This window comes from Mycobacteroides salmoniphilum (assembly GCF_004924335.1).
Classification (GTDB): Bacteria; Actinomycetota; Actinomycetes; order Mycobacteriales; family Mycobacteriaceae; genus Mycobacterium; species Mycobacterium salmoniphilum.
In genome coordinates this window covers 989,071-1,011,589 of record NZ_CP024633.1, presented here as the reverse complement: position 1 = coordinate 1,011,589, position 22,519 = coordinate 989,071, and the positions used below count along the sequence as shown (strand labels likewise).

Sequence of the window (22,519 nt, the reverse complement as noted above, 5' to 3'; positions counted from 1 at the left end):
GGGCACGTCAAGAAACTCCGCATGCAATCGCCACGGGCGCACGGTGGATACATGACACTTCTGGACATCCTGCCGTCCTTACACAACGTGGCGCGGCCACGCGTCGACCCGACCGTATGGCCGGTCACCACGCACCTGGACGAGCAGGGTCGGATGTGCGTCGGAGAGACGGCGCTCTCGGAAATCGCCGACCAATTCCGCACCCCCGCGTACGTGCTTGACGAGGAGGACTTCCGCTACCGCGCCCGTCGCTATCGCAGCACCCTGCGCGAGATCGAGGTCGCCTACGCCAGCAAGGCACTGCTGACTACCGACGTCGCGCGCTGGGTGGCGCAAGAGGGCTTGTCGCTGGATGTCTGCTCCTCCGGTGAGTTGGCGACCGCACTCGCGGGGGGTTTCGATCCGGAACGAATCATCATGCACGGCAACGCCAAGACCCCTGATGAGCTGAGTGATGCGGCCGCGGTGGGGGTGGGCCGCATCGTGGTGGACTCCTACACCGAGATCATGTTCCTGGCGACCCGGCTGTCCAAACGCCAACGGGTGCTGGTGCGCGTGACCCCCGATGTCGATATCCACGGGCATGCCGCGGTGACGACGGGTGTCACCGACCAGAAGTTCGGGTTTCCGCTCCACGGTGGGCATGCCACCGAGGCCGCCCGCCGCGTTCTTGACCAACCCCTGCTGGATCTGGTGGGCCTGCACTGCCATATCGGCTCGCAGGTCACCGACTGCGCGCTCTACGGCGAGACCATCCGCCGCATGATCGCCGCGATGGCCGATATCCGCGCCAAGCACGGCGTGATCCTCAGTGAACTCAACATCGGGGGCGGCCACGGTGTGCCCTACCGCTCGGGTGACCCCGAACTCGACCTCGCCGAACTGGCCGATTTCATCGACGATGCCCTCGACGCCGCCTGTGCGGCTGAGCGTTTCCCGCGTCCGCGCATCGTGGTGGAGCCCGGTCGCGCCATCTCCGCGCGCGCGGGCGTCACGCTGTACCGCGTGGTGTCTGTCAAGACTCAGCCCGGCGGACGCACCTTCGTTGCCGTCGACGGCGGCATGAGCGACAACCCCCGCGTATCCCTATACGACGCGAAATACAGTGTGGCACTAGCAAATCGGCACCCATCCGCACCGCCGCAGCTGGTGACCGTGGCCGGGCGGCACTGCGAATCCGGTGACGAGATCGCCCGCGATGTCAGCCTGCCCTCGGATGTGCGACCCGGCGACGTGCTGGCCGTGGCCTGCACCGGCGCCTACAACCACAGCATGGCCTCGTCCTACAACCTGGTCGGACGTCCCCCGGTCATCGCGGTGCGCGATGGACGGGTGCGCGAGCTGGTACGCCGCGAGACGATCGCCGACCTGCTGTCGCGAGACTGCGGCGCACGTTAGGGCAGGCAAGAGCCCCGGCGCTCGTTCGCCTAGAGCGCGGCACCGCTCTTGGTCGGAGCAACCGTCAAGGGCGGCGCCGGGATGTGGGCCGTCGGGGTTGAGTGGAGCTCGGCGTCACCGGGCTCGGCGCAGACTTCTTCACCCGGTTTTGGCGCACTGCACTTTTCGTGCGCGCCGGCCGGCGGAACGACCGCGGTGGGCAGCGCGCATGCGGCCGCACCCGGCGCACACGGGGGATCAGCGTGCGATACCCCCAAAGCCAACGGCATACCGATGGTGACACCCGCCGCGACTAACAGCGCCGCGCGCCGTACCAGCACAAACATCATGAGAAGACGATAGGTCCGCCTGCCTCACGTTGCCATCGGACCGGCATTTTCCCAGTCAGTTCACAGCCAACTGCCAACCGCGCCACGACTCAGGGGTGATTACGCGCCTCTCCGGGAGCATTGATCATCTGCCAGGGCGGCATGCCGCTCTGGGGAGCTTGCGGGATGTCCGCCGGATTTGGCTTGGAGTGCAATTCGGCGTCCTCGTGCACCGGAGCCGCCGGGGTCGGCGCCTGGCACATCGCCGGATCCGCGCACGGCTGCTCTGCGCCCGCCATCGGGGCCAGTGCCGCGGGCATGACGACCAGCGCGGCCGCGGCCGCGGCTGCCACCACCCATCGCATCACTTGTGACGTCATGACAAGCACCTCGCCTATTGATCAACCCCAGGGTTTGACTTTAGGCGCTTTTCGCACGTCATACAGCTAGTTCACAGCTTTTTCGAACCTATCGGCCAGGATTACGCGCGCGTCTCCCCCAACAGCCATCTCAGAGGTTGTCGGGACGCACCGGAACGTCGGGCGGCGTCGGCAGATCGGCCGGATCCGGCCACGACCGGAGCTCGGCATCACCCGGCGTGACGCATACCTCCGAGCCCGTCCGGGGCTCTGTGCAGTGCCCGTGCCCGCCGTGGGCAACACTCGCCGGACTTGCCACCTCACCACTGACAGGAACCGCCGCAAGGAGACCGGTCGCTACCACCGCCACGGCGTATCGAAAGCCAGGCATGGAACAACACCCCTTTAATGCTTAGATTTCCTAACAAGTCAAAATTAGACTCATGAGGATCTCAAAGCAATTATCGAGGGCCGTGTTGTCCCGGTGTCGAGGCGGTTAGTGGCCCATACCGGGGTTACCGAAAACCATCCAGGGCGGAGTCTCGGCCTGCGGCACCGGCGGGATATCTGCCGGGTTCGGCGACGAGTGCAATTCTGCGTCCCCCGCACGGGTGCACACCATGTCGTCGGGTCCGCCGTTGCAATTCTCGGGGTTGGGCGGCTCGGATTGACACATGGCCGGGTCCGCACACTGCGGATCGGCCGCGGCAACCGAGGCCAGCGACACAGGCAAGGCGCCCAACGCAGCCGCGGCAGCCCCGACCACTGCCCATCGCACAACTACTGACGTCATGACAAACACCTCATCCTGTGGTCAACCCCAACAAGTTAAATTCTAGGTGATCGAGGCATGTCACGCACTCGTTCGGCCCGGCCGCGGTTTCCATCATGGGATCCAGATTCCCGAGCCGGTGCCCCCGACGACCAGCCACGGCGATGCCTGCGGAACCTCCGGGATGAACTCCCGATTCGGCGTGGAATGCAACTCGGCGTTGCCCGGCTTCACACACACCCGCGCGGTCAGCGGGCCACTGCAGTTGTCTGCGGCCGCAGTGGGAGCACCTGCCACCGCGACCGTGAGCGCGGCCACCACGCCCAGAACGAGGCGAATCCCTGTCACGACCGACCACCTCCCTGACGAACCACTCGTTATGTCAAACGGTGCGGAGCGCGCAGATGTTCCTGCCTGACGAGTCATTCCTCATGGAGCTGCGGATCGGCTTCCAGGTGCTTCAAGCCATGCCAGCACAGGTTGACGATGTGCGCCGCCACCACTTCCTTCTTGGGCTCCCGGGCATCGAGCCACCACTGGGCCGTCATCGACACCTGGCCCACCAGCGCCTGCGCATAGAGCGGTGCCATCTCAGCGTCCAGGCCACGGCGCTGGAAATCGCCCGCCAGGATGCTCGACACCTGGCTGACCGCGTCGTTGAGCAGACTCGAATACGTTCCCGAGCTGACCCCGGGCGGTGAGTCCCTGATCAAGATCCGGAACCCGTCGGTGCGGTCTTCGATGTAGCTCAACAGGGCCAACGCCACCTGTTCCAGCCGCACCCGTGAGCGATAACTCGTCAACGACGACGTGATGCCGTCGAGCAGCACCGACATCTCGCGGTCCACCACGACGGCGTACAGCCCCTCCTTGCCGCCGAAATGTTCGTACACGACCGGTTTGGACACCCCGGCTCGTTGGGCGATCTCCTCGATAGAAGTGGCCTCATAACCACGTTCGGCGAACAACGACCGCGCGACATCGATCAGCTGGCGGCGGCGCTCAGTGCCGGCCATCCGGACGCGAGGAGTCCGCACGGGGCCATCTGGCCTACTAGGTACCGCCATGTGCCATCACTTTCCTCGGTCGCAGGACCGAGCTTGTGGACCTACTGTCGCTCGGCAAGCCTCGCTACATGGTCGACTACAGTCTTCATTCTGTAACAGTCCGTCGTGGTGTAATCGGCAGCACCTCTGATTTTGGTTCAGATAGTTCAGGTTCGAGTCCTGGCGACGGAGCAGTAGGGAGTAGGAAATGCCAGGCAATTCCGCTGGGACTGCAGTAATCGTGCTGGCCGCGGGTGCCGGTACCCGCATGTGTTCGGACATCCCCAAGGTGCTGCATACCCTCGGCGGTCGCTCGATGCTGGCGCACTCGGTACATGCCGCGGCCAGCGTCAATCCCGACCACTTGGTGATCGTGCTGGGACACGACCGCGAACGCATTGCCACCGCGGTCGATATCCTCGCCGAGTCGCTGCATCGCGAGATCGGCGTTGCCGTGCAGGAACAGCAACTCGGCACCGGGCACGCCGTGGCGTGCGGTCTGCAGGCGCTGCCCGCGGACTTCACCGGCACCGTCGTGGTCACCTCTGGCGATATCCCGTTGCTCGACGGGGACACCCTCGCGGGGCTGATCAACCGGCACACGTCCGAACCCGCCGCCGCCACCCTGCTGACCACCACCCTGGCCGACCCCACCGGCTACGGACGCATCCTGCGCACACAGGACCGCGAGGTCATCGCGATCGTCGAACAGACCGACGCCACCGACAGCCAACGCGCCATCGGTGAGGTCAATGCAGGCGTGTACGCCTTCGACATCGGGCCGCTGCATGCCGCGCTGTCTCAGCTGCGCTCGAACAACGCGCAACACGAGCTGTATCTCACCGATGCCGTGTCGATTATCCGCCAGAGCGGAAAAGTGGTGCACGCCAACCATGTTGACGACAGCGCACTGGTGGCCGGCGTCAACGATCGCGTGCAGCTGTCCGAACTGGGCGCCGAGCTGAATCGGCGAATCATCCGCTTCCACCAGCGCGCCGGCGTCACCATCGTCGACCCGTCGAGCACCTGGATCGATGTCGACGTCCGGATCGGTCAGGACGCAACCATCGCACCCGGAACTCAACTGCACTCACAGACCGTCATCGGCAGCCACTGCCACATCGGCCCCGACACCACCCTCATCGACGTCACGGTCGGCGACTCCGCCACCGTCATCCGCACCCACGGCCAGGGCTCCACCATCGGTGCGCGATCGGTCATCGGGCCGTTCACGTACCTGCGTCCGGGCACGGTGACCGGCGAAAGCGCCAAGCTGGGCGCATTTGTGGAGGTCAAGAATTCCACCGTGGGCCGTGGCACCAAAGTGCCGCATCTGACTTATGTGGGCGATGCCGACATAGGCGAGCACAGCAACATCGGAGCATCCAGCGTTTTCGTCAACTATGACGGAGAAACCAAGCGGCGCACCGTGATTGGCTCGTACGTGAAGACGGGTTCGGACACTATGTTCGTGGCCCCGGTGAACGTCGGTGATGGGGCGTACACCGGCGCCGGAACGGTCGTCCGCGAGGACGTGCCGCCGGGCGCGCTGGCCGTGTCGGCCGGTCCGCAGCGCAATATCGAAGGCTGGGTAGCGCAGAAGCGCCCGGGAAGCGACGCGGCCAAGGCCGCCGAGGAAGCGTCCAAGCACCCCTGACCGCCAGGTGTGAACACTGCTGCTCACGCCCGGCGAATACCGGATTTGGCCATCTCGCGTTCAAATTCCGGCAACCCGCTCCCAGTCACCAGGGAAAGGTCCGTACGATTACCCCGACGGGCCGGTATCCGGCCCCGTCGTTGCAAAGCCCAAAAAATTACCAACCCAAGAGGACTAGCTGCGCCGTGAGCACCGACTGGACGGACAACCGCAAGAATCTGATGCTGTTCTCGGGTCGCGCGCACCCTGAACTGGCCGAACAGGTCGCCAAGGAACTCGATGTCGAGGTGACCGCTCAGACCGCCCGTGATTTCGCCAATGGCGAGATCTTCGTGCGGTTCGAGGAGTCAGTGCGCGGCTGCGATGCGTTCGTCCTGCAATCGCATCCGGCACCGCTGAACACCTGGCTGATGGAACAGCTGATCATGATCGATGCGCTCAAGCGCGGCAGCGCCAAGCGGATCACCGCGATCCTGCCGTTCTACCCCTATGCGCGCCAAGACAAGAAGCACCGCGGCCGCGAGCCGATCTCGGCGCGTCTGGTGGCGGACCTGTACAAGACCGCGGGCGCCGATCGCATCGTCACGGTGGACCTGCACACCGACCAGATCCAGGGCTTCTTCGACGGACCGGTGGATCACATGCGCGCCCAGTCGCTGCTGTGCGGATACATCGCCGAGCACTACGTGAGCAATGGCGAGGACGTAGTCGTCGTGTCGCCAGACTCCGGGCGCGTGCGCGTCGCCGAGAAGTGGGCCGACTCGCTGGGTGGTGTGCCGCTCGCCTTTATTCATAAGACCCGTGACCCGCGAGTGCCCAACCAGGTCAAGGCCAACCGCGTCGTCGGTGACGTCACCGGCAAGACCTGCGTCATCACCGACGACATGATCGACACCGGTGGCACCATCGCCGGGGCGGTCGGGCTGCTCCACGAGGCCGGCGCCAAGGACGTCGTGATCGCCGCCACCCACGGCGTGCTGTCCGACCCCGCCGCCGAGCGTCTGGCCAACTGCGGCGCCCGCGAAGTGCTGGTCACCAACACGCTGCCCATCGGCGAGGAGAAGCGCTTTCCGCAGTTGACAGTCCTGTCGATCGCACCTCTGCTGGCCAGCACCATCCGCGAAGTATTCGAAAATGGTTCGGTAACAGGACTTTTCGACGGGAATGCGTAGCGCCGCGCTGGTCGCCGGGTGCCTGATGGCGCTCGCGACGGCCGGATGCGACTCGAAACAACCAGAACCACAAGCCGTTTCATCACATAGCTCGACATCAAGCAGCTCAGCATCGAATAGCCCGACTTCGGGCAGTACGGCATCGAGTAGCACAGCACCTCCTACCAGCGCGCCGCTCTCGATGAACGAGTACCTGCAAAGCGTCGGCGTCACGGTCGTCCCGGTGTCGCCGGAGAGTCCGGCGAACGTGCGCGTCGAGGTGCCGCTGCCCGACGGCTGGGAGAATCTGGGCTCACTCGATCCCGCCTATCTGATCAGCGACAAACCCAGCGCGGCCGATCAGGGCCGAACACCGAGCGCGGTGATCTACCTCATCAAGCTGGACGGTCCCCTGGATGCGCGCAAGGCGATCACCGAACACGGGTTCTCCGACGCGCAGAACACCCAGAACTTTCAGAAGATCACCTCATCCCTGGACGACTTCCAGGGATATCCGTCGGCCGCCATCGAGGGCACCTACGACAACCAGAACGTTCGGGTGCACGCCTGGAACCGGGACGTCATCGTGCCGGACGGGCCGCTGAACTACCTGGTGCAGCTCACGGTGACGACCACCGAAGCGCAGGCCGCGGCACTGTCCAAGGATGTCGCCACCCTCACCGAAGGCCTGAGGATCACGAAGCGCTAAGGCCGCTAAAGGCTACGAATGAACGCGATGGCGTCCACGCCCTCCAGGTGGGCGGGATCGATCGGGTAACAGCCGGACTGCGGCGGCACGTCCTGCCGGGGCGACAATCCGTCGGGAATCTCGGTGACGGGAAAGAGGATTCGGTCGGAGTCCCAGCTCCACATCCATCCGTGCAAGGTGGCGGCGTGCGGCACACCGACGTCCTTGGCCTCATGGGTGCCGAAATCGCCCGCGATGACCGCATACGGGACGCGACCGGCCGAGGCGATCAGTGCGCCGGCACACCACCAACTCGATTGCGCAGGGCCCATGGACACCGTGCTCTGATGTCGCTGTAGGTGCTCGTTGTGGGCGAACACCAATGTTGGGCCCCTATCTATTTCGGCCTCGGCGATGGCCTCCAGGTTCTCGGCCATGAGCGCATCCCGGACACCCAACATGGTGGACATGCGGGACGGACCAGGATCGGCCATCGCGAAATGTGCCCGCAGCAGGCTCACTGCCGCACGGGCGACGGTGCGCATCCTCCAGAACTGCCGCGGGGAGGTTGAGGCACGCAACGCGGGGGCATGCATCGCCAATGCGATCATGAGTTCATCGGCGATCAGCCGCAATGCGCGTGCCGGAGCCGATCGTCCGATCGAGGCGGCGGCATCGAACATGGCCTCCGGATGAGACCACGCGGCATCCTCGCCCACCAGATCGGCGATCACGTCCTCCGAATACGGCAGGGCGACACCACCCGCCGACAGATACCTGTGCACCGCAAGGAGGGTGTCGCGTGGGCTCGGCGAGGCCATCATCTCGGTGGTCGCGTCAAAACCGTAAAACCGCACCTGCTCGCCGGGGCTCCGACCGCTGTTCCAGTCGCGCAGCCACTCGACGAGCTCACGGCTGGCCGGGTAAGCACCGAACCCGTGGCTGAACCCGGCATCGAGCACGTCGTCGAGAGTCCCCTCCCCCGCCGTCACATACCGGTCGACGGCGAACCCGGCCACGGCGTCGCTCTCCAGCGCGACCGACCGGAAGCCGCGCTCGGCCACAAGGTGACGAAGCAGCCGATTGCGCAGATACCCGAACTCCTGCGGCCCATGGGTGGGTTCTCCCAAGCCGAGCAGGCGGGGTGGTGTGCTCACGCCCGAAAGGAAGGCGTCGACGTCTGCCTCAAAAGTCACGCCCTCGACGGTATCGGCCTTGGCCATTAGGGTCAGCTCCCGTGACCAAGTCGACTACCCGATGGACCGCCAGGGAGCTGCCGTCATTCGAAGGCCGCACCGTCATCATCACCGGAGCCAACAGTGGACTCGGCCTGGAGACCGCGCGCGAGCTGGCCCGTGTGGGCGCCCATGTCGTCATGGCCGTACGCAACACCGAGAAGGGCAAGGCCGCCCAAGCAACCATCACCGGAAGCACCGAGGTACGCCAGATCGACGTGGCCAACCTGGCTTCGGTGCGCGCCTTCGCCGACACCGTCGAGGCCGCCGACATCCTGGTGAACAACGCCGGCATCATGATGGTGCCGCAGGCCAAGACCGTCGATGGCTTCGAAAGCCAAATCGGCACAAACCATCTCGGCGCCTTCGCACTCACCAACCTGCTGCTGCCCAAGATCACCGACCGGGTGATCGCGGTGGCATCCGTCGCGCATCGCGCTGGGAAGATCAACCTCGCCGACCTCAACTACGAGCGCCGCGGGTACACCCGCGCGGGCGCGTACGGCGCATCCAAACTCGCCAATCTGCTGTTCACCAAGGAGCTGCAGCGCCGCCTGAGCGCGGCCGGATCATCGGTCCGCGCGCTGACCGTCCATCCGGGTGTGGCCGCCACCGAACTGCAGTCGCACAGCGGGAACCCGGTCTTCGAGATCGCGCTGAAGACCGGCAACCTCTTCGCGCAGGACGCCGCACACGGCGCCCTGCCGGCGCTGTACGCCGCATCCCAGGACCTGCCGGGTGACACCTACATCGGGCCGGACGGGCCGTTCGAGGCCAAGGGCTACCCCAAGCCGGTGGGCCGCAGCCGCAGAGCCAAGGACGCCGAGAGCGCGAAGGGTCTATGGGAGCTGTCCGAGCAGCTCACCGGGGTTTCCTTTACGCTTTGACCAGCACTGACACCCGGGCTGATTGGCCTTTCGGGCTCGTGCTCGGCTACTCTGAGCGGGCTGTCACGGCGAGGGTGGGTGCTCCCACCGTTATCGACGGGAATCTTGTACCTACGGGGCCTGCGCCCCGACTGTCCTCCCTGCGCCGTGCCTAACGAAACGCAAGGAGTAGACCAAATGTCCAAGAAGAACAGCCCCACCAGCAACAAGATCACCGTCACGGTCCGCACGGACACCGGCAAGGGCGCCTCGCGCCGCGCACGCCGCGACGGCCTGGTTCCCGCGGTCCTGTACGGCCACGGCACCACCCCCGAGCACCTGAACCTGCCGGCCCGCGATTTCGCGGCCGTGCTGCGCCACACCGGCACCAACGCGATCCTGACCTTGGACATCGAGGGGCGCGAGCAGCTGGCCCTCACCAAGACCATCGAGATCCACCCCCTCCGCCGCAACCTGGTGCACGCCGATCTGCTGGTCGTGCGCAAGGGCGAGAAGGTCACCGTTGAGGTGAACGTCCACGTCGAGGGAGACGCCGAGAGCGGCACCCTGGTGACCCAGGACGCCAACACCCTGGAGATCGAGGCCGAGGCGCTGTCCATCCCCGAGTTCCTCACCGTGTCGGTTGAGGGCCTTGCCGCGGGCACCCAGATCACCGCCGGATCCATCGAGCTGCCTAAGGGCTCCACCTTGGTCTCCGATCCCGAGACCCTGGTCGTCAACGTCGTCGCGGCACCGACCGCCAGCGAGATGGATGCCGAGGGTGGCGGCGGCGAAGGTGCCGAGGCGCCCGCCGAGGACGAGGCCGCCGAGGGCTCCACGGAAGAGTAGGCGGAATAGTCCGTGCCCGACATATCCGACGATGCCGTACTGGTGGTCGGCCTGGGCAACCCCGGGCCGACCTACGCCAAGACCCGGCACAACCTCGGATTCATGGTCGCCGACCTGCTGGCGGCCAAGGACGGCGCAACATTCAAGCCGCACAAGAAGTCCGGCGCCGAGGCGACAACGATTCGTCTCGGCGGCCGGGCCGTGAATCTGGCCAAGCCGCGCACATTCATGAACACCTCCGGCCCGCAGGTGGCCGCGCTGGCCAACTTCTTTTCGGTTCCCCCGGGGAACGTCATCGTGGTACACGACGAACTCGATCTCGATTTCGGCACCGTGCGGCTCAAGCTCGGCGGCGGAGAAGGCGGCCACAATGGGCTGCGTTCGGTGTCCCAGTCGCTGGGTACCAAGGACTATCTGCGCGTTCGCCTGGGTGTCGGGCGCCCTCCCGGCCGCAAGGATCCGGCCACGTTCGTGCTGGAGAATTTCGCCAAGACCGAGACCGAACAGGTTCCTCTCCTGTGTGAGCAGGGTGTCGATGCCACCGACCTCCTGATCCGCCTGGGCCTGGAGGCGGCACAGAATCAGGTGCATGCCTGGACCTAGACGCCCGGATGGTCCCGCTATGGTCTCCTCATGACCGACATCGCGGAGAACACCGGCGTCAACAAGATCGGCCTGCTCAGCCTGGGGGCGTACCGCCCCGAACGCGTCGTCACCAATGAAGAGATCTGCGAGCACATCGAGTCCTCGGACGAGTGGATCTATACCCGCACCGGGATCAAGTCCCGCCGGTTTGCCGCCGACGATGAATCCGCCCAAACCCTGTCCATCGAGGCCGGACGTAAGGCCATCGCCAACGCCCTGTTGACCGGCGCCGAAATCGACGCCGTCATCGTCGCCACCAGCACCCACTACTTGCAGACGCCTGCATCCGCCCCGGCCGTCGCCACCGCACTGGGGGCCCAGGGTGTCCCGGCGTTCGACCTGTCCGCGGGCTGCGCCGGGTTCGGGTACGCGGTGGGCGTGGCAGGCGACATGATCCGCGGTGGCAGCGCCAGCAAGGTGCTGGTCATTGGCTCGGAAAAGCTCTCCCCCGCACTGGATATGACCGACCGGGGCAACTGTTTCATCTTCGGCGACGGGGCCGGTGCGGTTGTCGTCGGCGAGACCGCCGAACAGGGCATCGGACCCACGGTGTGGGGCAGCGACGGCAGCCAGGCCAACGCCATTCGTCAGGATATCGACTGGATGGACTTCGCGGCGGCACCCGACCCGGAGGGCCCGCGCCCCTATCTGCGCATCGAGGGAACCTCGGTGTTCCGTTGGGCCGCATTCGAAATGGGCAAGGTGGGTCAGCGCGCCCTGGAAGCAGCCAAGGTGGGCCCGGAGGATATCGACGTCTTCGTCCCGCACCAGGCCAATAGCCGGATCAACGAGTTGCTCGCCAAGAACCTGCATCTGCGTTCGGATGCGGTGATCGCCAATGACATCGAGCACACCGGCAACACCTCTGCCGCGTCGGTTCCGCTGGCCATGGAGGGCCTGCTGTCGACCGGAGCCGCCAAGCCCGGCGACCTGGCCCTGCTCATCGGATACGGCGCCGGACTGAGCTACGCCGCCCAGGTGGTCAGGATGCCACCCGTGCCATTTGAGTAGCACGCACCCAACTCACACGCCCACAACTGTTGCCCGCGTCTATGCGACAAGTGGCTAAGCCCCTCTGTGCAACTGTCTCGCTGTCGCACAGAGGCGGGCAGCCGCGACATGGATTCCCAGAAGCGGCCGCCCAACCCGAATTTTGCTTCGGCCGTTAGATGACGAGGGCCACCGAGGTCGAACGGCGCAGCTTGCCCGACGGGGTCTTCGGAATGCTGCCGGGTCCGAGTACCACCACATTGCGCGGCCGCACATCGACCTCCGCAACGACCTCGTGCGCAACCTGCTGCTCGATCCGACGAACCTCGTCCGCGTTCTCGAATGCGTTGGACTCCACCACAACCGCGAACGTCTCGCGCTGATTCTTCGGGTCGACCCCGGCCTCCAGACGCACGGCGACCGCACATCCCGGCCGCACACCCTCGACGCGACCGGCCGCACGCTCGATATCGGTCGGGTAGATGTTCCGGCCGGCCATGATGATGACGTCCTTGACGCGACCGCAGACCACCACGTGGCCTCTCTCGGTCAGATAGCCGAGATCACCCGTGTTATACCAACCGTTTTCGTCCTGCGCCGCCAGGAATCCGCCCATGGTGACGTAACCGGGGGTCACCGACTCGCCACGCAACTCGATGACACCGACACCGCGCGGGGGCAGCACATTCAGGTCCTCATCGATGACGCGCGCCTCGATACCGGGCAGCAGCGGGCCGAGCGTCGCCAGGTGGCGCAGGTTTCCGCGGGTAGCGGGAACGGCCCGACGCAGCGCCGCCAACAGGTCGGCATCGACCTCGTCGACAATCAGACCGGAGGCCTCGACCTCCGAGAAGGACACGGCAAGAGCGGTTTCCGCCATACCGTAGGCGGGCACCATCGCAGAGGCCTTGAACCCGAACGGCTTTCCGGCATCACAGAGGTCGTGGACAACCGCGGGGTCCACCGGCTCGGCACCGGAGAGTACGAACCGCAGCGTCGACAGGTCGAAGTCGCCCGACTTGGCCTGGTTGCGCAGCCGCTTGGCGAACAGTGAGTAGGCGAAGTTCGGGGCGGCCGTCATGGTGCCCTTGTACTTGTCGATCAGCCTGCCCCACAACAGAACATCGCGCATGAAGTCCAGCGGGGTGATCTTCACCAGCTCGGCACCAAAGAACATCGGCACCGTGAGGAAGCCGACCATGCCCATATCGTGGAACAGGGGCAGCCAGCTGACCATCACGTCGGACTCGGGCTTGTACTTGGAGGCGACGTACATGCCGTGCGCATTGGCATACAGGTTGCGGTGGGTGATCTTGACAGCCTTCGGGGAACCGGTTGACCCCGACGTCAGCTGCATGAGGGCCACCGCGTCCTCGTCGGCATCGACGGGTTCGATCGGATCGGCATCCCACAGATCCTTGATCTGGACGACGATGACGCCTTTTTCCTCGAGTACCGGAGCCGCGGCGTCGAACGGGGCGGACACGATGACGGCCTTGGCGCCGATCATGTCGACGACCTTGAGCGTGTCCTCGGCCCACACCGCGAGGTCGGTGCGCGGGGTCGGCTGGTGCAGCATCGTCAGCGAGGCGCCACGCATCCACACGGCCTGGATCGCCGGGGCGATCTCGACGGGCATGCCCACCAGCATGCCGATCGCGTCGTCAGGCCCGAGGCCCGCGGCGGCCAAGCCACCGGCCAGCTGCTTGGCGCGCTCGTGCACCTGCTTCCAGGTGTGCCGCACAGGGGTATCGGGTTCGCCGGTGACCATGCCCTTGGTACTGGACAGCGCGTTGGCGTACAGCTCGTCGGTAAACCTGCTCACAGTTCCTCCTGGCCTAGGCCTGTTGGGCGAGTCACGCGTCCTTATCGGATGGTCCGCCACAGCTGCCGCGGCGCGCGGTAGGCGCGCGCAGGGCCGTTAGCAGCGGATTCATATCGTTCAGGTGACAGTTCGGGTGCCTTCTTAGGGCCCCGTAGCATCTTAGGCTTTTCTTAATCGACGACCAAACCCACGGTGATCTGGGCGTTCGGCGTGTCGCGATACTCGGCGTGTCTAGCCGTCGCTGCGGCCCTGAATGACCTGTGCCCCGTGCACGGGACCGCTGGCCACTCGAACGGTCCGGCACACACCCGCGCCGGCCAGCTCGGCACCCACCTGCACCGCATCCTCGGCCGACGTGCACAAGAACGCACAGGTAGGGCCGGAACCGGACACGATCCCCGCGAGAGCGCCCGCGGACTCCCCGGCCCGGAGCGTGCGCCGCAGACCGGGGTTGAGGCTCACCGCGGCGGCCTGCAGTTCGTTACCCAGCAGCGGCGCCAGCCGGCGCGCGTCACCGGCGGCGAGTGCAGCGAGCAATTCGTCCGACTCGTCAAGCCGCGGCGGATTACCGTTCTCGCGCAGTCGGTCAATCTCCCGGAACACATCAGGCGTCGACAATCCACCGTCGGCGAATGCGAACACCCAGTGAAAGACGTTGCGCGCCAACACAGTGGCCAGCTGCTCGCCCCGGCCCGTGCCCAGGGCGGTGCCCCCGTGCAGCGCGAACGGCACATCGCTGCCCAGCCGGGCGGCCAGGTGATGCAGATCGCGGCGTGGCACACCGGCGCGCCATAGCTCGTTCATCGCGACCAGCACCGCGGCCGCATCGGCAGATCCGCCGGCCATACCCCCCGCGACCGGGATGTCTTTGTTGATGAGGATCGAGACATCGGGGGCACGGCCGACGTGATCGGCGAAGAGCTCGGCAGCCTGCCAGGCAAGGTTGCGCTTGTCCGTCGGCACCGTCCCCTCGCCCTGTCCGACGACATCGACGGAGAGCACATCGGCATCCCGCACCGTGACGTCATCGGCCAGCGACACCGCATGAAAAACAGTGGTCAGCTCGTGATAGCCGTCCTCACGCAGGTCTTCGACGGCAAGGTACAGATTGACCTTGCCGGGCGCCCGAACGGTCACCGCGCCAGTGGGCACCCAATCGGAGACGGTCTCGGACACGCCCATGAGGGTACGTTCTGACGGCGCAATTGGCCGCTACCCGTCGCACAGCGCAGACATCGCGGCTTTACCTGACTAAAGTCAGGTAAATGACAGATGCCCTGGTCGACGGCCTACGCAGCTTCAACAGAACCGTCACGCAACGAATAGGCGTCCTCGAGAGCGAATACCTCGCCCGGGACCGCCCGCTGGGACAGTCCCGGGTGTTGTGGGAAATCGGTGCGGACGGCTGCGACATCCGCGAGCTGCGCGCCCGTCTGAGCCTGGACTCGGGGTACCTCAGCAGACTCCTGCGAGCACTAGAAGGCGGTGGGCTCATCGAGGTGACCACCGCGGAGGGCGATACCCGGGTGCGTAACGCGCGCCTCACCGGCGCCGGCCGCGCCGAACTGTCCGAGCTTGATCGACGCTCGGATGACCTGGCGCGTTCGATCCTGGAACCGCTCAGCATCACTCAGCGGCGGCGGCTCGCCGATGCCATGGCCGAGGTGGAACGACTCTTCGTGGCCTCGCAGGTTCAGATCGCCATCATGGACACCCGCTCGCCGGAGGCTCGGTACTGCATTCGTGCCTATTTTGAGGAGATTGCCACCCGGCTCGAAAACGGGTTCGACCCGACACTGGCCTTACCCGCCGGCGATGCAGAACTCTCCGCCCCAGCCGGACTGCTTCTCGTCGCAACCCTGCACGAGAAGCCGGTCGGCTGCGGTGGACTGAAGCTACTCAGGAACGCCGGCCACATCATCGAGGCGGCCGAGGTCAAACGGGTATGGATCTCTCCCGATGTCCGCGGCATGGGACTTGGGAAACGAATTCTCGCCGAGTTGGAGCGGCAGGCGATAACGCACGGTGCCCGCACGATTCGCTTGGACACCAATCGGGCGCTCACCGAGGCGATCGCGATGTACCGCTCGGCGGGTTACCGCGAGGTCGCCGCGTTCAACGACGAGAAGTACGCACACCACTGGTTTGAGAAGCGCCTCGACGCCTAAGGCGTTTTCGCGGCCCCGATGCACGTGGCCGTCAGCAGCCGGGTGAGCGTGCTGGCGAAATCGGTGTCCCAATCCTCCGGAAAGCCTGGCTCTTCACTGAAATCGTGCTCGAGCCCCTCGGGAGGATGCGTGAACTGCCACAGCATTCCGGCGAACGCAAAGGCCGATGTGACGATGTCGAGCGCACTCTTGCGGCCGAGCTCCGGCGCCGCGCGTTCGATCGCGTCGACAATCGTCATCGCGGCTGCCTGGTTGGCACACTGAGCCTCTCGGACATGGCCGAGTTCCACCTCGTGCTCGAGGTGCAGATGCTGACTGCCCAGCAGATCGCAGAACAGCGGCGCCTCGATGAGAGACCGCGACAGCACGGCACCGACGTCTTCGGGCGACCGCTCGTGCGAGCCGGCCAATGCCGAGCATACGGATTCGGCGAGCGCGGACATGCCTTCTGTCGAGAGCCTCAGCAGCACCTCTTTATGGGAGCTGAAGTAGCGGCGCACCGCGGAGTGATGAACACCCGCACGATGGGCCAAACCGGTGAGGGTGACCGACGCGACACCGGATTCCAAGGCCAGCGAGCGCGCGGCTTCCACGATCGTTGCCGCACGTTGACGCTTGTTCTCCTCAGAACGTGCGCGCCGGAAACCCAGGTGTGTCATCCGTCTCAAGATAACGCACGGCGTGTGACTTGCGGGCGCACTTACCCACTGGTAGGTTGCTGTAACGCACACGCTATGCGTTATATGCGAAGATGTGAACGCTTCATACATTTTCCGGTAATCGATCTGGTCGACAGCTACGGGTGAAGGGGTCCTGCGATTCTCAGCGCATTGAAGCGGGCATGGATCCCGGTGGTGATGGTGCTCGTCCTTGCCATCGCAGGCTTCGCGGTATGGCGGATTCGCGGCATTTTCGGCTCTCACCAGCTGCCCACCTACGCCGGCAGCATGACCGACGACAAAAACAACTCCAAGCCCAAGCATGTGGTCTACGAGATCTACGGCCCGCCCGGAACCATCGCGGACATCAACTACATCGACAAAGAAGGGGAGCCCCACCAGATCAACGGGGCGACGCTACCGTGGTCGATTGAGATCGTCACGACGGCACCGTCGATGACGGGAAACATCCTGGCGCAAACCCGCAACGCTGATCAACTGGGCTGCCGCATCACGGCCAATGGCGAGATAAAAGACGAGAGGTATACCAACGAGGTGAGCGCCTACGTCTACTGCTTTGTGAAGTCCGCATGAGTGGGGCACGCGCCAACGGGGAGCCCACTTTCCTGGCCAAATGGATTCGGCGCCTGTCGATCCCCATTGTCATCGTATGGGTGGCGGTCGTCGTCATCCTCGCTCTCTCCGCGCCCCAGCTCGAGCAGGTGGCTCAAGAGAACACCGTTTCGCTGAGCCCCTCCGACGCGCCGTCCATGAAGGCGATGAAGAACATGGGGCGGCTCTTCCAAGAGTCGGACTCCAACAGCGCAGCCATGATCGTGCTGGAGGGCGACCAACCGCTGGGCGCCGGCTCGCACAAGTTCTACGACCAGATGGTGTCGCAGCTGCGCGCCGACACCAAGCATGTTCAGCACGTACAGGATTTCTGGGGTGATCCGCTCACCGAGTCCGGTGCGCAAAGCACCGACGGCAAGTCCGCCTATGTTCAGCTGAACCTCGCCGGCGACATGGGCGAGACGCTCGCGAACGAATCGATCGAGTCCGTCCGCAGCGTCATCAAGAAACTGACGACGGATGAGCACGGCAACGCGAAGCCGATGCCGGACGGGCTCAAGGTCTATGTCACCGGTCCCGCCGCGCTACAGACCGACTTGGCCCATGCCGGCGACAGCAGCATGATCAAGATCACCGGGCTGACCTTCATCGTCATCATCGTGATGCTGCTGTTCTTCTACCGGTCGATCTTCACCGTGTTGATGGTGCTCCTCATGGTGGGTATCCAGTTGGGTGCCGCACGCGGAATGATCTCGGTACTCGGCGACAACCACATCATCGGGCTGTCCACCTTCGCGGTAAATCTCCTTGTGGTGCTAGTCATCGCGGCGGGAACCGACTATGCGATCTTCCTGATCGGTCGCTATCAGGAAGCCCGGGTCAACGGGCTGGATCGCGAAGCCGCCTACTACGAGATGTTCCATGGCACAGCACATGTCATCGTGGGCACGGGATCGACGATCGCGGGCGCCATGTACTGCCTGAGCTTCACGCGCATGCCGTACTTCCAGACCATGGGCGTGCCCTGCGCCGTGGCTGTCCTGACGGCCGTAGCCGTCGCCCTCACCCTGGGACCGTCGCTGATCACCATCGGCAGCAAGTTCGGGCTATTCGAACCCAAGCGCGCCATGCGCATTCGCTCCTGGCGCCGCATCGGCGCCGCGATCGTGCGCTGGCCCGGCCCGATCCTGGCGGCTTCGATGGCGATTGCCATCATCGGACTGGCAGCGCTGCCCGGCTACCAGACCAGCTACGACGACAAGAAGTACATCCCCAAGGACATTCCGGCGAATCAGGGCTTCCAGGCCGCCGATCGGCACTTCGACCCGGCCCGGATGAACCCGGAAATGCTGGTGCTGGAGTCCGATCACGATATGCGGAACTCCGCGGACTTCCTGGTCATCGACAAGCTCGCCAAGGCCGTGTTCAAGGTGCCGGGAATCGCACGCGTGCAAGCCATCACCCGCCCACAGGGCACCCCGATCGAACACAGCTCCATCCCCTTCCTCATCAGCGCCCAAGGCGTCGGCCAGATTCAGAACCTGAAGCTGATGAAGGACCGGATGGCCGATATGAAGGTCCAAGCCGACCAAATGGGCGTCATGGTCTCCACCATGAAAAAGATGCTCGCCAACATGACCGAGCTCACCGGTGTCATGCACCAGATGATCGGCGACATGCATCACCTGCAGGGCACCATCCACGACATGCGGGACAGCCTCGAGAACTTCGACGACTTCTTCCGCCCCATCAAGAACTACTTCTATTGGGAGAAGCACTGCTTCGACATCCCGATCTGTCAGGCGTTCCGATCGATCTTCGAGGTGCTCGACAAGATCGACGAGCTCACCGAGAACATGGACGGCATGGTCCTCTCCATGGAGAAAATGGACGTCATCATGCCCCAGATGGTGGCCGACATGCGGGACATGATCCCGCTCATGGAATCCATGCAGACCATGATGTTGACGATGCACAGCACCATGGCTGGCATGTACGACCTCCAGGACGAGACGAGCAAGGACTCGACCGCCATGGGCAGGGCCTTCGACAAGGCCAAGAACGACGACTCCTTCTATCTGCCGCCGGAGATCTTCGACAACCCGGATTTCAAACGCGGTCTCAAGATGTTCCTGTCCCCCGACGGCAAGACGCTGCGCATGATCATCTCGCATCGCGGAGATCCCACGTCGCCCGAAGGCCTTTCACATATCGAACCCATCAAGCTGGCCGCGATCGAGGCCGTCAAGGGCACACCCCTTGAGGACGCCAAGATCGAACTGGGCGGCACCGCAGCAACATTCAAGGACATGTCCGACGGCGCGCGATACGACCTGATGATCGCCGGCATCTCCGCGCTGTGCCTGATCTTCCTGATCATGCTGCTCATCACGCGAAGCTTCGTGGCCTCGCTGGTGATCGTCGGTACCGTGCTGCTATCCCTGGGCGCCTCGTTCGGCTTGTCGGTCATCATCTGGCAGTACATCTTGGGCCAGGAATTGCACTGGATGGTCATGCAAATGGCGATCATCGTGCTGCTCGCCGTGGGTTCCGACTACAACCTGCTACTGGTCTCCCGGCTCAAGGAAGAACTGCCGGGCGGCTTGAAGACCGGCATGATTCGGGCGATGGGCGGCACCGGAAGTGTGGTGACCTCCGCCGGCCTGGTCTTTGCCTTCACCATGATGGCCATGGCGATCAGCGACCTGACCATCATCGGCCAGGTGGGTACCACCATCGGTCTGGGCCTGCTCTTCGACACCCTGGTGGTGCGCTCCTTCATGACACCGGCCATCGCGACCCTGCTGGGCCGGTGGTTCTGGTGGCCGCTGAACGTGCGCGCCCGGCCGCTGCCCCCGCCGAGAACACCGCGACCGGTGACAGACGTACCGCCGCCGCCCGCGCCGGTCGGTGCGGGACCAGATCCAGCGTCTGGGGCGCCTTCGGAGTTCCCCAGACACGCGTACTAAGCCGAAATCCGCCACCACGCTGGGTGACTCGTGACACCCTCGGTGCATGCCTGTACCGGGTGGCGAATTCAACGGCTACGTCATCGACTCCCTTGTGGGCCGTGGCGGGACGGCACAGGTCTACCTCGCGCACCGTGACGATGACGACGACGGTCTCACGATCGCGCTGAAGGTGCTGGATCAACGGCATCGAAATCCGGAGAACATCGACCGGTTGCACCGAGAATTCGAGTTGGCCCAACGGTTCTCACATCCCCGCATCATCACGGTCTACGAACGCGGTGAGGACTGGCTGGCCATGGAGGCGCTCACCGGCGGTTCGGCGAAGAACTTGGTGGGCACGAATCAGAGCTGGATCATGCCCATCAAACTGTCTGCCCTGCAACAGATCGCTGGAGCACTCGACTACATCCATGAAGCCCAGGTGGTGCATTGCGATGTGAAGCCGTCCAACATCATGCGCAGGCACTCGGGCAGCGCCGTGCTCACCGATTTCGGCATCGCCCAGGAACTCGTCTTTGCGGACGGGCCGCGCCGGCCCGTCATACAAACCTCTCTGCCCTACGCCGCGCCCGAGGTGCTGCGCGGGCAACCCGTCACGGCGGCCACCGATCAGTATGCGCTGGCCTGCACCGCAGTTGAGCTATTCGATGGCAAACCCCCGTTCACCGCACGCACCGCGATGAAGCTCGCCGACCTGCATCTCAACGCCACGCCCTGGCCTATTTCTTACCGCCATAAGCACATCCCACGAGCTTTCGATTCCATCGTCGCCAAGGCCATGGCCAAGGATCCGTTAAACCGCTATCCGACATGTACGGAGTTCATAACACTTTTGACACACGCGATGACCTAATCCCCGGTACCGTCGCCCCATGGCATCTCCAGCTAATTACGATACGTCGGGCCTCGCGCGCGAGGACGAGGGATATCACAAGGGCCTGAAGAACCGCCAAGTCCAGATGATCGGAATCGGTGGCGCCATCGGCACCGGCCTGTTCATGGGGGCCGGAAAACGTTTACACGAGGCCGGACCAAGCCTGTGGCTCGTCTACGCCGTCTGCGGCGTGTTCGTCTTCTTCATGCTGCGCGCCCTGGGCGAGCTGGTGCTGCACCGCCCGTCCTCAGGATCTTTCGTGTCTTACGCGCGCGAATTCCTCGGAGAGAAGGCCGCTTACGTCGCCGGATGGATGTACTTCGTCAACTGGGCCGCCACCTCGATCGTGGACGTCACCGCCATCGCCCTCTACATGCACTACTGGGGCAGCTTCAAGGCCATCCCGCAGTGGACCATCGCACTGATCGCCCTGGTCATCGTGCTCACCCTGAACATGATCAGCGTCAAGCTGTTCGGCGAGATGGAGTTCTGGGCCGCACTCATCAAGGTCATCGCATTGGTGGCCTTCTTGATCGTCGGTATCGTGTTCTTGGCGGGGCGGTTCACCGTCGAGGGTGCCACCACCGGGCCCTCGATACTCGCCGACAACGGAGGGCTCTTCCCCACCGGGTTACTGGCCCTTGTGGTAGTCACCTCCGGAGTGGTCTTTGCTTATGCCTCAGTGGAATTGGTGGGCACCGCGGCGGGCGAGACGGAGAATCCCGAGAAGGTCATGCCGAAGGCCATCAACGCCGTGATTGTCCGCATCGCCGTGTTCTACGTCGGCTCATTGATTCTGCTCGCGCTGCTGCTGCCGTACACCCTCTACAAGGAGGGCGAGAGCCCGTTCGTGACATTCTTTTCCCGAGTGGGTCTGCCCTACGCCGGCGACATCATGAACTTCGTGGTGCTGACCGCCGCACTGTCGAGCCTCAACGCCGGTCTGTACAGCACCGGCCGCATTCTGCGATCCATGTCCATGAATGGCAGCGCACCACAGCTGTTGTCCCGCATGACATCCAACGGCGTGCCCTTTGCCGGTATCGCGCTCACCGCATGCTTCACCGTGGTCGGCGTCTTCATGAACATGGTCATCCCGGCCAAGGCCTTCGAGACCGCGCTCGATGTGGCCGCGCTCGGAATCATCGCCTCGTGGGCCACCATCGTCATCTGTCAGCTGCGGCTGTACCAATGGTCACAACGCGGCATCCTGCAGCGCGGCAAGTTCCAGATGCCCGGGGCCCCCTACACCGGATACTCGACGCTGGTCTTCCTGGTGCTGGTGCTGGCGCTCATGTGTTACGAAAACTATTGGAATCTAGTGGCTCTGGCGATCTTCACGCCGCTGCTCATCATCGGGTGGTATCTGTCCAGGGAACGCGTCATGCAGCTGGCCCGTGAGCGAATCGGCTACACCGGACAGTATCCGGTGATCGCGGAGACGCCGATGATGGACGACCCGCCCAACCTCGGTGACAAGTAGA

General features: G+C 64.5%; 23 protein-coding genes and 1 tRNA gene. 14 read left to right on the top strand and 10 right to left on the bottom strand.

The window, feature by feature from the left end; all coding sequences use genetic code 11:
- Nucleotides 1–51 precede the first annotated feature (51 nt).
- The gene (gene lysA / locus DSM43276_RS05045) at nt 52–1,398 is read left to right on the top strand and encodes a diaminopimelate decarboxylase (RefSeq protein ID WP_078329371.1); all 1,347 of its coding nucleotides are present in this window, start codon (nt 52–54) and stop codon (nt 1,396–1,398) included.
- A 29-nt stretch (nt 1,399–1,427) separates the two neighbouring features.
- Here the strand turns inward: lysA and DSM43276_RS05040 are convergent, their stop codons facing one another.
- From DSM43276_RS05040 to DSM43276_RS05015, 6 genes are all read right to left on the bottom strand, one after another.
- Nucleotides 1,428–1,727, bottom strand: coding sequence for a hypothetical protein (locus DSM43276_RS05040; protein ID WP_078329370.1), 300 nt, complete (start codon nt 1,725–1,727; stop codon nt 1,428–1,430).
- Between the two features lie 89 nt (nt 1,728–1,816).
- Nucleotides 1,817–2,086, bottom strand: coding sequence for a hypothetical protein (locus DSM43276_RS05035; RefSeq protein ID WP_078329369.1), 270 nt, complete (start codon nt 2,084–2,086; stop codon nt 1,817–1,819).
- Nucleotides 2,087–2,216: 130 nt separating this feature from the next.
- Entirely contained in the window at nt 2,217–2,456 is a 240-nt protein-coding gene (locus DSM43276_RS05030; RefSeq protein ID WP_078329368.1) for a hypothetical protein, read from the bottom strand.
- Nucleotides 2,457–2,561: 105 nt separating this feature from the next.
- Nucleotides 2,562–2,858, bottom strand: a complete 297-nt coding sequence (locus DSM43276_RS05025; protein WP_078329367.1) for a hypothetical protein — start codon at nt 2,856–2,858, stop codon at nt 2,562–2,564.
- 93 nt (nt 2,859–2,951) lie between these two features.
- Nucleotides 2,952–3,185, bottom strand: a complete 234-nt coding sequence (locus tag DSM43276_RS05020) for a hypothetical protein (RefSeq protein WP_078329366.1) — start codon at nt 3,183–3,185, stop codon at nt 2,952–2,954.
- 74 nt (nt 3,186–3,259) lie between these two features.
- A complete protein-coding gene (locus tag DSM43276_RS05015) occupies nt 3,260–3,853 on the bottom strand; it encodes a TetR/AcrR family transcriptional regulator (RefSeq protein WP_070936308.1) in 594 nt (197 codons plus the stop codon).
- A gap of 150 nt (nt 3,854–4,003) precedes the next feature.
- Here DSM43276_RS05015 and DSM43276_RS05010 point away from each other — a divergent pair.
- From DSM43276_RS05010 to DSM43276_RS04995, 4 genes are all read left to right on the top strand, one after another.
- Nucleotides 4,004–4,075, top strand: a tRNA-Gln gene (locus DSM43276_RS05010).
- Nucleotides 4,076–4,091: 16 nt separating this feature from the next.
- A complete protein-coding gene (gene glmU, locus DSM43276_RS05005) occupies nt 4,092–5,540 on the top strand; it encodes a bifunctional UDP-N-acetylglucosamine diphosphorylase/glucosamine-1-phosphate N-acetyltransferase GlmU (RefSeq protein ID WP_078329365.1) in 1,449 nt (482 codons plus the stop codon).
- Between the two features lie 185 nt (nt 5,541–5,725).
- A complete protein-coding gene (locus tag DSM43276_RS05000; RefSeq protein WP_078310138.1) occupies nt 5,726–6,712 on the top strand; it encodes a ribose-phosphate diphosphokinase in 987 nt (328 codons plus the stop codon).
- Nucleotides 6,713–6,734: 22 nt separating this feature from the next.
- On the top strand, nt 6,735–7,400 hold the full coding sequence (locus DSM43276_RS04995; RefSeq protein WP_412458661.1) for an LpqN/LpqT family lipoprotein: 666 nt from the start codon (nt 6,735–6,737) through the stop codon (nt 7,398–7,400).
- 5 nt (nt 7,401–7,405) lie between these two features.
- Here the strand turns inward: DSM43276_RS04995 and DSM43276_RS04990 are convergent, their stop codons facing one another.
- The gene (locus tag DSM43276_RS04990; protein ID WP_078329363.1) at nt 7,406–8,602 is read right to left on the bottom strand and encodes an erythromycin esterase family protein; all 1,197 of its coding nucleotides are present in this window, start codon (nt 8,600–8,602) and stop codon (nt 7,406–7,408) included.
- A gap of 14 nt (nt 8,603–8,616) precedes the next feature.
- Between DSM43276_RS04990 and DSM43276_RS04985 the strand changes: the two genes are divergently transcribed.
- The 4 genes from DSM43276_RS04985 (at nt 8,617) to DSM43276_RS04970 (ending at nt 11,985) form a co-directional block, all read left to right on the top strand.
- Complete coding sequence (locus DSM43276_RS04985) at nt 8,617–9,501, top strand: oxidoreductase (RefSeq protein WP_078329362.1); 885 nt, start codon at nt 8,617–8,619, stop codon at nt 9,499–9,501.
- A 177-nt stretch (nt 9,502–9,678) separates the two neighbouring features.
- On the top strand, nt 9,679–10,329 hold the full coding sequence (locus DSM43276_RS04980) for a 50S ribosomal protein L25/general stress protein Ctc (RefSeq protein ID WP_078329361.1): 651 nt from the start codon (nt 9,679–9,681) through the stop codon (nt 10,327–10,329).
- Between the two features lie 12 nt (nt 10,330–10,341).
- The gene (gene pth / locus DSM43276_RS04975) at nt 10,342–10,932 is read left to right on the top strand and encodes an aminoacyl-tRNA hydrolase (RefSeq protein WP_078329360.1); all 591 of its coding nucleotides are present in this window, start codon (nt 10,342–10,344) and stop codon (nt 10,930–10,932) included.
- Between the two features lie 30 nt (nt 10,933–10,962).
- Entirely contained in the window at nt 10,963–11,985 is a 1,023-nt protein-coding gene (locus tag DSM43276_RS04970) for a beta-ketoacyl-ACP synthase III (protein WP_078325541.1), read from the top strand.
- Nucleotides 11,986–12,139: 154 nt separating this feature from the next.
- Here the strand turns inward: DSM43276_RS04970 and DSM43276_RS04965 are convergent, their stop codons facing one another.
- Both DSM43276_RS04965 and DSM43276_RS04960 read right to left on the bottom strand, forming a co-directional pair.
- The gene (locus tag DSM43276_RS04965; protein ID WP_078325063.1) at nt 12,140–13,789 is read right to left on the bottom strand and encodes a fatty acyl-AMP ligase; all 1,650 of its coding nucleotides are present in this window, start codon (nt 13,787–13,789) and stop codon (nt 12,140–12,142) included.
- Between the two features lie 231 nt (nt 13,790–14,020).
- Nucleotides 14,021–14,971, bottom strand: coding sequence for a 4-(cytidine 5'-diphospho)-2-C-methyl-D-erythritol kinase (locus DSM43276_RS04960; protein ID WP_078329359.1), 951 nt, complete (start codon nt 14,969–14,971; stop codon nt 14,021–14,023).
- 83 nt (nt 14,972–15,054) lie between these two features.
- On the opposite strand from DSM43276_RS04960, the gene DSM43276_RS04955 reads away from it, so the two are divergent.
- Entirely contained in the window at nt 15,055–15,957 is a 903-nt protein-coding gene (locus tag DSM43276_RS04955) for a helix-turn-helix domain-containing GNAT family N-acetyltransferase (RefSeq protein WP_078329358.1), read from the top strand.
- On the opposite strand, the gene DSM43276_RS04950 is transcribed toward DSM43276_RS04955, so the two are convergent.
- On the bottom strand, nt 15,954–16,616 hold the full coding sequence (locus DSM43276_RS04950) for a TetR/AcrR family transcriptional regulator (protein ID WP_078329357.1): 663 nt from the start codon (nt 16,614–16,616) through the stop codon (nt 15,954–15,956). The genes DSM43276_RS04955 and DSM43276_RS04950 overlap by 4 nt on opposite strands.
- A gap of 171 nt (nt 16,617–16,787) precedes the next feature.
- Here DSM43276_RS04950 and DSM43276_RS04945 point away from each other — a divergent pair, with 171 nt between their 5' ends.
- Genes DSM43276_RS04945 through DSM43276_RS04930 form a run of 4 tightly spaced genes read left to right on the top strand, consistent with a single transcriptional unit; the run spans nt 16,788 to nt 22,518 of the window.
- Nucleotides 16,788–17,210, top strand: a complete 423-nt coding sequence (locus DSM43276_RS04945; protein ID WP_109556051.1) for an MmpS family transport accessory protein — start codon at nt 16,788–16,790, stop codon at nt 17,208–17,210.
- Nucleotides 17,207–20,158, top strand: coding sequence for an MMPL/RND family transporter (locus tag DSM43276_RS04940; protein WP_078329356.1), 2,952 nt, complete (start codon nt 17,207–17,209; stop codon nt 20,156–20,158). The genes DSM43276_RS04945 and DSM43276_RS04940 overlap by 4 nt, the downstream gene beginning before the upstream one ends.
- Nucleotides 20,159–20,204: 46 nt before the next feature.
- Nucleotides 20,205–21,014 carry a serine/threonine-protein kinase gene (locus tag DSM43276_RS04935; RefSeq protein ID WP_078329355.1) on the top strand — a complete coding sequence of 270 codons (810 nt, stop codon included), beginning with the start codon at nt 20,205–20,207 and terminating at the stop codon, nt 21,012–21,014.
- Nucleotides 21,015–21,033: 19 nt separating this feature from the next.
- Entirely contained in the window at nt 21,034–22,518 is a 1,485-nt protein-coding gene (locus DSM43276_RS04930) for an amino acid permease (protein WP_078329354.1), read from the top strand.
- Nucleotide 22,519 lies beyond the last annotated feature (1 nt).

What these genes read in the sequence shown, in the direction of transcription:
- DSM43276_RS05040 (WP_078329370.1), bottom strand. Translation starts at nt 1,727, where the DNA reads ATGATGTTTGTGCTGGTACGGCGCGCGGCGCTGTTAGTCGCGGCGGGT.
- DSM43276_RS04970 (WP_078325541.1), top strand. Translation starts at nt 10,963, where the DNA reads ATGACCGACATCGCGGAGAACACCGGCGTCAACAAGATCGGCCTGCTC.
- DSM43276_RS04950 (WP_078329357.1), bottom strand. Translation starts at nt 16,616, where the DNA reads ATGACACACCTGGGTTTCCGGCGCGCACGTTCTGAGGAGAACAAGCGT.
- DSM43276_RS04930 (WP_078329354.1), top strand. Translation starts at nt 21,034, where the DNA reads ATGGCATCTCCAGCTAATTACGATACGTCGGGCCTCGCGCGCGAGGAC.
- DSM43276_RS04940 (WP_078329356.1), top strand. Translation starts at nt 17,207, where the DNA reads ATGAGTGGGGCACGCGCCAACGGGGAGCCCACTTTCCTGGCCAAATGG.
- DSM43276_RS05030 (WP_078329368.1), bottom strand. Translation starts at nt 2,456, where the DNA reads ATGCCTGGCTTTCGATACGCCGTGGCGGTGGTAGCGACCGGTCTCCTT.
- lysA (WP_078329371.1), top strand. Translation starts at nt 52, where the DNA reads ATGACACTTCTGGACATCCTGCCGTCCTTACACAACGTGGCGCGGCCA.
- DSM43276_RS05035 (WP_078329369.1), bottom strand. Translation starts at nt 2,086, where the DNA reads ATGACGTCACAAGTGATGCGATGGGTGGTGGCAGCCGCGGCCGCGGCC.
- DSM43276_RS04955 (WP_078329358.1), top strand. Translation starts at nt 15,055, where the DNA reads ATGACAGATGCCCTGGTCGACGGCCTACGCAGCTTCAACAGAACCGTC.
- DSM43276_RS04960 (WP_078329359.1), bottom strand. Translation starts at nt 14,971, where the DNA reads ATGGGCGTGTCCGAGACCGTCTCCGATTGGGTGCCCACTGGCGCGGTG.
- DSM43276_RS04990 (WP_078329363.1), bottom strand. Translation starts at nt 8,602, where the DNA reads ATGGCCAAGGCCGATACCGTCGAGGGCGTGACTTTTGAGGCAGACGTC.
- DSM43276_RS05015 (WP_070936308.1), bottom strand. Translation starts at nt 3,853, where the DNA reads ATGGCCGGCACTGAGCGCCGCCGCCAGCTGATCGATGTCGCGCGGTCG.
- DSM43276_RS04935 (WP_078329355.1), top strand. Translation starts at nt 20,205, where the DNA reads ATGCCTGTACCGGGTGGCGAATTCAACGGCTACGTCATCGACTCCCTT.
- DSM43276_RS04980 (WP_078329361.1), top strand. Translation starts at nt 9,679, where the DNA reads ATGTCCAAGAAGAACAGCCCCACCAGCAACAAGATCACCGTCACGGTC.
- DSM43276_RS05025 (WP_078329367.1), bottom strand. Translation starts at nt 2,858, where the DNA reads ATGACGTCAGTAGTTGTGCGATGGGCAGTGGTCGGGGCTGCCGCGGCT.
- glmU (WP_078329365.1), top strand. Translation starts at nt 4,092, where the DNA reads ATGCCAGGCAATTCCGCTGGGACTGCAGTAATCGTGCTGGCCGCGGGT.